An 11515-nucleotide genomic window follows, 5' to 3' on the forward strand; every position below is an offset into this window, starting at 1 on the left:
TGGACCGTGGTTCCGCGCGTTTCACCTGCGCCCGCTGTCTGGGTGCTTTCGCTGCGACGCTCCGGCTCGCAAGTGGTCGCGCAGGTCCTCGAACGAACCGGCCCCGTCCGCGTGCTCGTGACAACCTGAGGGGCGAAGCGTCCCGCTGACGCTGCACGTGCCGAGCGCCTTCCTGGCCATCTCGCTCTACCGGGACTGAGCGCACAGCCCCAACGTCAGAGACAGAGCGCCGACGCATGGCGCCGCCATCGCGAAGAGCGCGGCGGCGCTGAAGCGGGCGTAGAGTGCACCCGCCGCGAGCGTCAACACCGCCGTCGCCACGCCGCGGCGAGTGCATAGATCGCCTGGCCGGTCGCCGCGGGCTGCGGCGGCACTCAGGAAGGCGATTCACTGAAGATACGCCAGCCGCGCCGAATCAACAAAAATATCGATCGTTTTGACGAAAACAATAAGTTGGATCGAATGATTTCCGGAATGCGATCAGTTCGGGAGCTGAAGGAGCCCCGTCATGATCGGATCAACCTCAACTCTCCATCCCCGTCACGCAGTCGGTGAAGGCGGGCCTCGCCCGCAAGCGGACATCGCATATCACGCCGACCGGAAAGCGGCGATCTGGCCGGGCCTGCTGCTGACGGCGTTGATCGCAGCGGCGTCATTCGCGCTCAGGCAGGTGCCGGGCGTCGGAAACTTCAGCCCGATGATCCTGGCGATCATCATCGGCATCGCCTTTCACAACCTCATCGGCACGCCGACGCGGGCCAGGCCCGGCGTGACGATCGCACTGCGCAAGCTGCTTCGGCTCGCGATCATCCTGCTCGGCCTGCAACTCACGGCAGCGCAAGTGGTGCAGGTCGGCGTCAACGGCCTCGCGGTGATCGTGCTCACGCTGGTCGCGACCTTTCTCTTCACGACGGCGCTCGGCAGACTGCTTGGCGTCGAGCGCAAGCTGGCGGAGCTGATCGCCGCTGGCACCTCGATCTGCGGCGCCTCGGCGGTGATTGCAGTCAACACCGTCACCAATGCGCATGACGAGGATGTCGCCTATGCGGTCGCCTGCGTCACCGTCTTCGGCTCGGTCGCGATGTTCGCCTATCCGCTGCTGCCGGGCCTGCTGCATCTCGCACCGCATGCCTATGGCCTGTGGAGCGGCGCCTCGATCCATGAGATCGCTCAGGTCGTAGCGGCAGCCTTCCAGGACGGGCAGCAGGCCGGCGAGTTCGGCACAATCGCCAAGCTGTCACGCGTCATGATGCTGGCGCCGGTCGTGATCGTGCTCGGCTTTGCAACCGCGCGCCGAGCACGCCACGCCGGTCATGGCGTCAGCCAGGCGAGGCCTCCGATGCCCTGGTTCGTGCTCGGCTTCGTCGCGATGGTCGGCGTCAACAGCATTGTCAGCGTCCCGGCCCAGACGAAGTCGCTCATCGTCCTCGCCACGACCTTCCTGCTCTCCATGGCGCTCGCAGCGATGGGGCTCGAGACCGACATCCGCAAGCTCAAGGCGAAGGGCCTGCGCCCGCTCCTGCTCGGCCTTGTTGCTTTCCTCTTCATCGCCACGTTCAGTCTGGCGCTGGTGAAGCTCATGGCCTGAGGAGGCGCCGTGACCCTCGAACAACTCAGGATCTTCGTGGCCGTGGCCGAGCGCGAGCACGTCACCCAGGCCGCCGGAGTGCTCAACCTCACTCAATCGGCGACGAGCGCGGCGATAGGGGCGCTGGAGAGCCGGCATGCGGTGAAGCTGTTCGACCGTATCGGCCGCCGCATCGCGCTTACCGATGCCGGCCGGCTCTTTCTCGCCGAGGCGCGGGCCGTCCTGGCCCGCGCCGCCTCGGCGGAGGCGGTGCTTGCCGATCTCGCCGGCCTGCGGCGCGGCCGGCTTGCCTTCGCCGCCAGCCAGACCGTGGCCAACTACTGGCTCCCGCCGTTGCTGCACCGTTTCCGCGCGCGCTATCCCGGGGTCGAGACACCGGTGACGATCGGCAACACGCAATCGGTGGCGCAAGCGGTCCATGACGGCTTCGCCGATCTTGGCATCGTCGAAGGCGAGATCGACGACCCGCACCTGGCGATCGAGCCTGTCGCCGATGATCAGATGGTGCTCGTGGTCGGCAGGGGTCATCCCTGGGCCACCCGGCGCATTGTCGAAGCGGCGGATTTCGGTGAGAGCGCATGGGTGCTGCGCGAGCCCGGCTCGGGCACGCGCCGGCTGTTCGAGGACATGCTGTCGCGCGCTGGCCGCACGCTCGATGAACTCGTGGTGGTGCTCGAACTGCCGTCGAACGAGGCGGTCAGCACGGCTGTGACGGCAGGAGCCGGCGCGACCGTGATCTCGCGCCTCGTGGTCCAGCCTGTGCTGCAGGCAGGCGATCTGGTCGCCGTCGAGGCGGAGCTGCCCCAGCGCCGTTTCTTCGTCCTGCAGCACAAGGAGCGCTATGTCAGCAGAGTAGCGGCGGCTTTCCGCGACCTCATGAGGGAACGCCGCACCACGGCTGGGCCGCGCGAACAATAAATCGTGCAGTTCGCTGCGCCGGTGCTGGCGTTTGTCTCAACGCCTGATCGCGAGGCCGGCGCTTTCGCTCGACGGACGGAAAGGCATTTCCAGAAAAAAATGGAGGCGGGGGAATAAATTGATCAGGCCGGAGTCTGCCTTCTCAAGAGCCCATTCTTGCGAAGGAGATCTGCCATGCGACGCCGAAGGCCGTTTCTGGCTGCCCTGATTGCCGCCGCCATGGCGGGCGGCGCGGCCGGCGCGCAGCTTGCGAAGGCGGATGATGCGGCGGCGAAGCCCGCTGAGGCGGTGGCCGCAGAGGCGCCGTTCCTCTCCGAAAACAACGCCGCCATGGACAGGATGATGGCGGCGATGGAGGTGAAGCCCAGCGGCGACATCGACGCCGATTTCGTCGCGATGATGAGCCCGCACCATCAGGGCGCCATCGACATGGCGATCGCCTATCTGCGCTACGGCAAGAACGAGCAGCTCCGGCGCCTGGCGCAGGAGATCATCGTCGAGCAGCAGCAGGAGATCGCGGCGATGCAGCTCGCGCTCGGCAAGCCTGCTCCCGCCTCAGTGCCCGCCCCGACCCAGCCTTCCGCACCCGCCCTGACCGTGCCTGCAGCCTCGGCCGCCGGCCACCATCATGACCACTCGGGCGCGATATCGCCTTCCCCCCAGAAGTAGGAACCTTCCCGATGAAGACCCGTATCCTCGCCGGCCTGCTCGCAAGCAGCATTCTCGCGGGCATCGCCCCGGCCTTGGCCGGGCAGGCGCCCTTCGCCACCTCGTCCCCGAACATCCCGGTCAGCAGCCGCGACCGCGTCTATGCGGCCGAGCAATTCTCCAACACCGTCTCCGTCAGCGACCCGGCGACCAACAGGCTCCTCGGGGTGATCAGGCTGGGCGATCCGCAGCCCGGCAATTTCAGCCCGCTCTATCGCGGCCAGGTGCTCGTGCATGGCATGGGCTTCTCGCCCGACAGGAAGACGATCGCGATCGTCTCGATCGGCTCCAACTCGGTCACTTTCGTCGACACCGCCACCAACAGCGTGAAGCACACCACCTATATCGGGCGCTCACCGCATGAGGCGTTCTTCACACAGGACGGCAAGGAGGTCTGGGTCACGGTGCGCGGCGAGGACTATATCTCGGTCATCGACGCTGCGACTTATCAGGAGACGACCCGCATCAAGGTCCCCAACGGTCCGGGCATGCAGATTTTCTCGCCGGACGGCAAATACGGCTACATCTGCTCGTCCTTCGTGCCCGAGACGGTCGTCGTCGACGTGGCGAGCCACCAGATCATCGGACATGTAAAGCAGGACAGCCCGTTCTGCCCCAACATCGCGGCGACGCCGGACGGCAAGCAGGTCTGGTTTACGCTGAAGGACATCGGCAAGACGCAGGTCTTCAATGCGCTCCCGCCATTCGACCTGATCAAGACGATCGACACCGGGCCGATCACCAACCACGTCAATTTCGCCGCCAATGCGAACGGCAGCTTCGCCTACATCACGATCGGCGGCCTGAACCAGGTCAAGGTCTACCGCACCGACACTTTCGAGCAGGTTGCGACGATTCCCGTCGACAAGCTGCCGCACGGCATCTGGCCCTCGGGTGACGGCACGCGCATCTATGTCGGGCAAGAGAATGCCGACCGGCTTGCCGCCATCGACACGCTGACCAACAAGGTCGTGGCGCAGGTCCCGATCGGCCAGGCGGCGCAGGCGGTGAACTATGTGCCGAACGCCGTGCCGGAAGGCGACGGCATGGCCAATCTCCAGCCGCTCGGTCTCGCCGGCCAGACCCTGCATCTCGCGCTGACGCCGGTCGCCGGCAAGGGCGAGGCCATGCCGACCAGCATCTCGCTGTTCGACCAGGGCCTGCTGCAGGTCCTGCAGGCCTCCGTCACCGGGCTGGAGGCGCGCAAGCCCTATCTGCTGGCGCTCTCGAACAGCCCCGAAGGCAGGGGTGAGATCGAGCCGATCTCGGCCTTCATGACGAACCCGGCCGGCTCGGCCATCGTCAACGCGACCGGCCCGATCCGGCAGATCGTGCGCAGCGACGCCAAGGCCGAGCGGCGCTACCTCGTCATCCTCGAGGGCACCGCCGCCCAGCGCGGCGCCGTCGTGCAGAAGCAGGTTCTGAACTGAACCCTTCGGCCGCCGTTCCGTCGCCTTTTGGTGCGACGAGACGGCGGCCGGCAGTCACCCGCGCGAGATCGTCATGACCGTCAACATGGTGCGCCAGATCGAACCCCTCGTGCCCGCGCTCAGGCGCTATGCGCGGGCGTTGCTGCGTGACCGGTCGGCGGCCGACGACCTCGTGCAGGACTGCCTGGAACGGGCCATCGGCCGCTGGCACCAGCGGCGCGAGGGTGGTGACGCCCGGGCCTGGCTCTTCACCATCCTGCACAACCTCGCCATGACGCGGCTACGCCGCGCCTCGGAGCGGCCGGCGCATCTGGCGCTTGACGACACCGCTGAGGCGAGCCTCTCGGTTGCCGCATCGCAGGAGGATCGCATGCGCTATCGCGATCTCCTCGCCGCGCTCCAGCAATTGCCGGACGAGCAGCGCACGGTGCTGCTGCTGGTGACGGTCGAGGAGCTCTCCTATGCCGACGCCGCGAAGGTGCTCGACATCCCCGTCGGAACGGTGATGTCGCGCTTGTCGCGGGCCCGCGAGCGGCTTCTCAGGCTGATGAGCGCCGAGCCCCCGGCCGCCGGCAGCGCCCATCCCCATCTCCGGAGCGTCAAATGACCCCCCGCCCCATCACCGAAGACGATCTCAGCGGTTTCGTCGACCAGCGCCTCGATGCCGAACGGCAGGCGGAGGTCGAAGCCTATCTCGACGCGCATCCCGAGGTGGCGCAGCGTATTGCCGGCTACGAGGCGCAGCGCGATCTGCTGCGCGCCGCCTTCGCTCCGGTCGCGCAGGAACCGATCCCGCCGGAGCTCGATGTGGGCCGGACGGTCGCGGAACGGCAGCGACCGCGAGGCGGCCTGCCGCGCTGGACGATGGCGATGGCGGCGAGCCTGCTCGTCTGCGCGGGCGGGCTGGGCGGCTGGGCCTTGCGCGGCGTCGGCCTGCCGGCGCAGGAAGGCACGCAGGCGCTGGCCCGCGAGGCCGCCGCAAGCTTTGCCGTTTTCGCATCCGATCGCACCAATCCCGTCGAGGTCAGGGCCGAGAACCGCTCTCAGCTTGCCGCCTGGGCCTCCCGGCAGTTGCGTCGCCCGATCGCGATCCCCGATCTCGCCAGCTCGGGCTACAGGCTGATGGGTGGACGCGTCGTGCCGACCGAGCACGGGGCCGCTGCGCTCTTCATGTATGATGATGATCGTGGCTCGCGCCTCGTGGTGCTGGCTCGCCCGATGCTGGCGGAGAACGACGCTCCGATGGCTCGGCACTCCCAGGGCGGTGTCAACGGCTGGTCCTGGGCCGATGGCGGCCTCGGCTACAGCCTCGTCGGGGCGGTGACGCCGGAGCTGCTCCATCCCATCGCCGACGATGTGCGCCGGCAGGCCCGTAATCCCATCTGAATTCTGCCGGAGTACGCGATGAATGCGTTCGCAAGAGCCGCACTGGCTGCGGCCGCGCTATTGGCCTCGACCTATGGCGCTGTCGCACATGCCCATCTCAAGGCGCAGATGCCGGCTGCCGACGCCAGGGTTTCCGCCTCGCCGGCAGCGCTAAGCCTGGCCTTTTCCGAGGGGCTCGAAATCGGGCTCTGCGGCGTCACCCTCAAAGGCGCCGACGGCAAGGTGGTGGCGACCGGCGCGGCGGCGCTCGCAACCGACGACGACAAGCGGATGACCGTGCCGCTCGATGGCGCGTTGGCCGCCGGCACCTATACGGTCGAATGGCATGTGCTCTCGAAGGACGGGCACCCCACGCGTGGCGCCTACCAGTTCACCATCGGACCGTGATCGCGCCGGAAACGATCCTCGCTTTTGCCCGGCTGAGCTTCTATGCCGCTGCCGTGCTGCTGTTCGGCGTCCAGTGCTTCGTCGCCATCCTGGCGCCGATAACTCTGGGCGAGCGGCTGGCGAGCCTGGCCGGGGGCAGGCTGAGTGCGGCGAGCCTCGTCGCGGTTCTCAGCTGCGTCCTCAGCCTGCCCACCACGGCTGCCATGATCGGCGGCGGTTGGGACAGGGCGCTGGACGGCCAGACGCTGAAGGCCCTGTTTCTGGGGACAAGCGCGGGCCATGCGTTGCTGCTGCGGGCCGGGCTTGCGCTCGTCGTCATGATCCTTTTTCTCGCCTGCGCCGGGTCACCTCGCCTGAAAACCGCGGGCTCGGCGCTGCTGCTGGCGAGCCTGAGCCTTTCCGGACATGCGCGCATGGACGCGGGCGGGCGCGAGGCCATCCATGTCGCCAATCATGTCGTCCATCTGCTGTCCGGTGGCTTCTGGCTGGGTTCGCTGGCGATCCTGCCCGCCTGCCTCGCGCGGCTGCGAGACCCCGCACAGGGCGCGGAAGCGAAGCTCGCCCTGCAACGCTTCTCTTCCTGTGGCCATGCCGCGGTCGCACTCGTCATCCTGACGGGCATCGTCAACGCCGCGTTGATTCTCGGCGGCTGGCCGGCCGTCCGGACGCCGTATCAGTGGCTGCTGCTTGTGAAGGTCGTCCTCGTCGCGACGATGGCGGGCGTGGCCGTACTGAACCGCTACCGCTTCGTTCCACAAATGCGCTCCGGCCTGGATGAGGCAATCAGGAACATCTGTCGCGGCACATATGCCGAACTCGCTCTCGGTGCGGCCGTGCTGGCCCTCGTGGCGGTGTTGGGAATGATCGAGCCAGGCTGAGAGGCGGATACGATCCGTCCCATCAGTTGGAGCATTCTCGAGCGAAGCGGACACCGGTTCGCCTGACAAATCCAGGTTCTGGGCTTCCAGGCTCTTGCAGCCCGAGCCGGGAAGGCCTCTGGCGAGCGGGCAGGAGACCCTCAGCCTCAAGCAGCCCCACCTCGTGGGCTGATGCGGGCATGCTCCAGCCGATAACATGGGCGACGTCGGCAATCTCCGCTTCGCCGCGCCCTCTCAACATCCGCCATTTACGGGCGCATTCACCCGCAACGATGCGCGGTTAACCCTGTCCGGGCACGGATGGCGCGCGACGGCGCCACCCGCCACCACGACCGCACTGGCCGAACTCGCAGCCGATGCGACGCCGACCCTGAGGCTCAGTGTCGACTGGTCCGGTTGCTCACAGTGCCGGCAGCGGTGCTCCGCGGCGCGCGTGCAAGCTTGATCTCGTCGGCGGCGGGAAGCAGCCGCGCCGAGTTGGAGATGAAGATCAGCTCGGACGACACATGGATGAAGGCCGCAAAGAGTGGGTTGAGGAAGCCGAAGGCGGCAAGCCCGATGCCGAGCGCGTCGACCGCGATCGTGCCCGAGAAATTCTGCCAGATGACGCCGCGCGTCCTCTGCGCGATCCGCACCGTCTCGACGAGGCGCTCCAAATCATTGGCGAGGAGGACGATGTCGGCGCTCTCCTTGGCGACGTCGGTGCCCGAGCCCATGGCGATGCCGACGCTCGCGGCCGTCAGGGCCGGGGCGTCGTTGATGCCGTCGCCGAGCATGGCCACCTTGGCGCCGGACGCCACCAGTTGCCGAACACGTTCCAGCTTCTGCTCGGGCAGCATGCCGGCCTCGACGGTCCCGATCCGCAGCGACGCGCCGACGCTTTCGGCGACCGTGGCATTGTCGCCGGTGAGCAGGATGGTGCGGATCTTCAATGCGTGCAGGGCGGCGATCGCGGCTGCGGCCTCGGGCCTGACCTCGTCGGCAACGGCGAACGATCCGGCAAAGAGCCCGTTGACCGCAACGCAGATCTCGGAGGACATCGCATGGCCGCTCTCAGTGGGGACGGCGACGCCCTCCGCCTGCATCAGCTTGATGCTGCCGATCAGGATGCGATTGGGCCCGAGCTGGGCGGCGACGCCGCGCCCGAGCGTGTAGTCGAAGCTGTCGGGCTCCGGCACCGCGATGCCCCGTGCACGCGCCTCCGCGACGATCGCCTTGGCAAGCGGATGCTCGGAGCGCAGTTCCGCCGATGCCGCCAGCGTCAAAAGCTCAAGCTCCGAATGGCCGGCGGCCGGGTGGATTGCCGAGACCCGCGGCTCGCCGAATGTCAGCGTACCCGTCTTGTCGAGTACGATCGTGTCGATGCGGCCGAGCGTTTCGAGATGCATGCCGCCCTTGATGATCGCGCCGCTGCGTGCGGCGCGGCCGATGCCGCCGAGCACCGCCAGCGGCGTGCCGGCAGCCACGCCGCAGGCGCCAGCGACGATGATCACGGAGATCGTGTCGCGGACGTTCCCGGTGAGCCAATAGGTCAGGATCGCCGCGGCGAAGGAAAAATAGACGAGATAGCCGGCGAGCTGGTCGGCCAGGCGCTGGACCGGCGCACGCGACTGCTCGGCGTTCTCGATCGCGTCGATGATCCGGCCGAAGCTGGTGTCGCGCCCGATGCGATCCACCTGGATGTCGAGTGCGCCTGACTGGTTGATCGACCCGGCAAAGACGGCGTCGCCTTCGCTGCGCCTGACAGGCATCGATTCGCCGGAGATGCGCGCCTGGTCGACATAGGAGAGGCCGGACCTGACCACGCCGTCGACGGGGATGTTTTCGCCGGGCGCGACGAGCACCCGGTCGCCGACGACGATCGTCTCGATCGGAACCACCGAGATCACGCCGTCGCGGCGCACCGTCGCCTCATGCGGCATGACATCGATGAGGTCGGCGATCGCCGCCCGCCCGCGATCGACCGTCAGATGCTCCAGCTCCTCTGCGACCAGGACGAAGAAGGTCACGACCAGCGCCGTGAAGAACTCCGAGATCGCCGCGGCCGCGAGGATGGCGATCGACATGGAAAGCTCCATCGTCATCCGCCGCTCTTTGATGTTCTCAAAAGCCTCGTGCAGGATCGGCCAGGCGCCGAATAGCAACCCCGCCGCGCCCACGACATCGACGCCGGCCACGCTCCCGCTCAGCCCGAACCAGACCAGCGCTGCCGAAACGGCGACGACCGCAACCCGCAAGACCTCGACGGTCTCGATATCATGGCCAAACAGGCTGAGCGCCCGTGGAATCCGGTCCCCGATCCACCCGGGCGACCGCTTGGCCTGCTCGGCCGCGCTCGCCGAGCAGGTCGGCTCGAAGGGCCGGAAGCAGGTGCAGGGCTTCTGGCTTGCAGGGCATAGCGGGCTGGCAAGGGTGGCTGTCGTCATGGCGGTGTCGTCCCGTTGAACGGATTTTGCCTCGATCACCTTTTCTTAGTTTAGAATTATTCCAATTACAATCTGAGTCTCTCGGGGCCGACATGCGCCGTCATCCTGCAGAGGCCGCGGCTTGATCTCGCAAGGGCGGCCATCGCCGTGGAGGAGGGGGGAGTGCGGCCGGTCGCAGCCGCAGCTCTCACACTCGGGGCAGCCGGCCCGGACCGTCAGCGGACATTCCGCTTGACGATGAATAGGGCGCGCGACAGTGTCGCAAGCCATGCTCAGGAACCGGAATCTCTGTGACCGACGCCGACGCCACTGCATCCAAGCGGCGGCTCTTCCGGCTGCGCGTCGATCAGCGTCCTTCCGCGTGGTGATGGCCTCATTCTAGGCCCACCCGCCGGAGCGGCCCCGGCCCGCGTTCCTGAACCCCCGCAGCCCCCGGCTTCGGGGGTTTTCTTTTGCCCGAACTCCGGAAGGACACCACCATGAGCATTCGCGTCGGCATTGTCGGGATCAGCGGTTTTGGCGGCGGCGAGGCGCTGCGCCTAGTCGCAAGCCACCCCTCTTTCGAGCTGGTCTACGCCGCAGGCGAGGGCAGCGCCGGCAGCCGTCTGGTGGAGCGCTTCCCCGGTGTGCCGGCCAAGCTCGCCGAGCTGGTGATCGAGAAATGGGACCCTGCGACCCTGCCGAAGCTCGACCTGCTGTTCGCGTCGCTGCCCACGGGCGCCTCGGCCGATGCGCTGGCGCGCGTCCCCAGGCACGTGAAGATCGTCGATATCGGCGGCGACCACCGCTATGTCGCGGGTTGGACCTACGGCCTGGCGGATGTCTGGCCAGCCGAGATCGTGGGGCAGACCCGCATTGCCAATCCCGGCTGCTTCCCCGCCGCGACGCTGAACGCGTTGGCGCCGCTGCTGGCCAATGGGCTGATCGAGCCCGGCAACATCGTGATCGACGCGAAGACCGGCATCTCCGGTGCCGGCCGGGGCGGCGGCGACAGCAAGTTCGGCTATGCCGAGAGCAACGAGAACCTGGTGCCTTACGGACTGCTCAAGCATGTCCACATGCCCGAGATGGCCAGGACGATCGAGCGGCTGAGCGGTGGCAGCGCGGCCGGGCTGGTCTTCACGCCCCATCTGGTGCCGATGACCCGCGGCGTCCTCGCGACCATCTACTGCCGCGGCCGCGCCACCACGCAGCAGTGCCTGGAGGCGGCCCGGCGCTTCTATGCCGGGCGGGCGTTCATCCGTGTGACCGACAAGCCGCCGCAGACCAAATGGGCCACCGGCTCCAACCTCGCATTCGTCAGCTATGCGGCTGATCCGGAACGCAACCTGGTGATCGCGATGGGAGTCGTCGACAATCTCGGCAAGGGAGCGGCCGGCCAGGCGGTGCAGAATGCGAACCTGATCTGCGGCCTCCCGGAAACGGCGGGACTGGACGGCGCACCTGTCTGGCCATGACGAGGGCAGTCCTCCAAGCCGCCGATCGATCCGATCTGTGCGTGCGCGTCCGGTTTTGGGCAATCATCCAACGTCAGCTCTTGGCGCAATTCACCCGGACGTCCGACTGGCGTTTATGAGCGCAGTCATCCGCAACCATCGGCGGTCGGCCCTGTCCGAGCACGGATGGCGCGCGACGGCTCGATGATTTCGCGGCTGTACGGCTTCGCGGCTCTACCGGAGCGATTGACCGAAGCGCTCGAGGCTTGCCGCCAGCGGTGTTGTCCCCGCACCGGGATGCTGGGGCAGGGCGTAGACGCCGCCTTCAACGCGGATCGGTTCCTCGAAATGATCCTTA

The 11515-nt window shown here is 67.4% G+C and carries 10 protein-coding genes; 9 read left to right on the forward strand and 1 reads right to left on the reverse strand.

Annotated elements, in window-relative coordinates; genetic code table 11:
* Positions 1-508 precede the first annotated feature (508 nt).
* From ACSQ3P_RS31520 to copD, 8 genes are all read left to right on the forward strand, one after another.
* The gene (locus ACSQ3P_RS31520; RefSeq protein ID WP_436169361.1) at positions 509-1588 is read left to right on the forward strand and encodes a YeiH family protein; all 1080 of its coding nucleotides are present in this window, start codon (positions 509-511) and stop codon (positions 1586-1588) included.
* A 9-nt stretch (positions 1589-1597) separates the two neighbouring features.
* The gene (locus ACSQ3P_RS31525; protein ID WP_436169362.1) at positions 1598-2506 is read left to right on the forward strand and encodes a LysR substrate-binding domain-containing protein; all 909 of its coding nucleotides are present in this window, start codon (positions 1598-1600) and stop codon (positions 2504-2506) included.
* 174 nt (positions 2507-2680) lie between these two features.
* On the forward strand, positions 2681-3175 hold the full coding sequence (locus tag ACSQ3P_RS31530; protein WP_436169363.1) for a DUF305 domain-containing protein: 495 nt from the start codon (positions 2681-2683) through the stop codon (positions 3173-3175).
* A gap of 11 nt (positions 3176-3186) precedes the next feature.
* Positions 3187-4644: a YncE family protein gene (locus ACSQ3P_RS31535; RefSeq protein WP_436169364.1), complete on the forward strand. Its 1458-nt coding sequence runs from the start codon at positions 3187-3189 to the stop codon at positions 4642-4644.
* Between the two features lie 73 nt (positions 4645-4717).
* Positions 4718-5251 (forward strand): RNA polymerase sigma factor, encoded by a 534-nt coding sequence (locus ACSQ3P_RS31540; RefSeq protein ID WP_436169365.1) that lies wholly within the window; start codon positions 4718-4720, stop codon positions 5249-5251.
* Positions 5248-6030 carry an anti-sigma factor family protein gene (locus ACSQ3P_RS31545; RefSeq protein ID WP_436169366.1) on the forward strand — a complete coding sequence of 261 codons (783 nt, stop codon included), beginning with the start codon at positions 5248-5250 and terminating at the stop codon, positions 6028-6030. Before ACSQ3P_RS31540 ends, ACSQ3P_RS31545 begins: the two co-directional genes overlap by 4 nt.
* An 18-nt stretch (positions 6031-6048) precedes the next feature.
* Positions 6049-6417 (forward strand): copper homeostasis periplasmic binding protein CopC, encoded by a 369-nt coding sequence (gene copC / locus ACSQ3P_RS31550; RefSeq protein WP_436169367.1) that lies wholly within the window; start codon positions 6049-6051, stop codon positions 6415-6417.
* Positions 6351-7295, forward strand: coding sequence for a copper homeostasis membrane protein CopD (gene copD / locus ACSQ3P_RS31555; protein WP_436169368.1), 945 nt, complete (start codon positions 6351-6353; stop codon positions 7293-7295). The genes copC and copD overlap by 67 nt, the downstream gene beginning before the upstream one ends.
* Before the next feature lie 377 nt (positions 7296-7672).
* On the opposite strand, the gene ACSQ3P_RS31560 is transcribed toward copD, so the two are convergent.
* Entirely contained in the window at positions 7673-9721 is a 2049-nt protein-coding gene (locus ACSQ3P_RS31560) for a heavy metal translocating P-type ATPase (RefSeq protein WP_436169369.1), read from the reverse strand.
* A gap of 479 nt (positions 9722-10200) precedes the next feature.
* On the opposite strand from ACSQ3P_RS31560, the gene argC reads away from it, so the two are divergent.
* Positions 10201-11178: an N-acetyl-gamma-glutamyl-phosphate reductase gene (gene argC / locus ACSQ3P_RS31565; protein WP_436169370.1), complete on the forward strand. Its 978-nt coding sequence runs from the start codon at positions 10201-10203 to the stop codon at positions 11176-11178.
* Positions 11179-11515 lie beyond the last annotated feature (337 nt).

Origin of the sequence: Allobosea sp. LjRoot9 (assembly GCF_964252745.1) — a bacterium.
Lineage (GTDB): Bacteria > Pseudomonadota > Alphaproteobacteria > Rhizobiales > Beijerinckiaceae > Allobosea.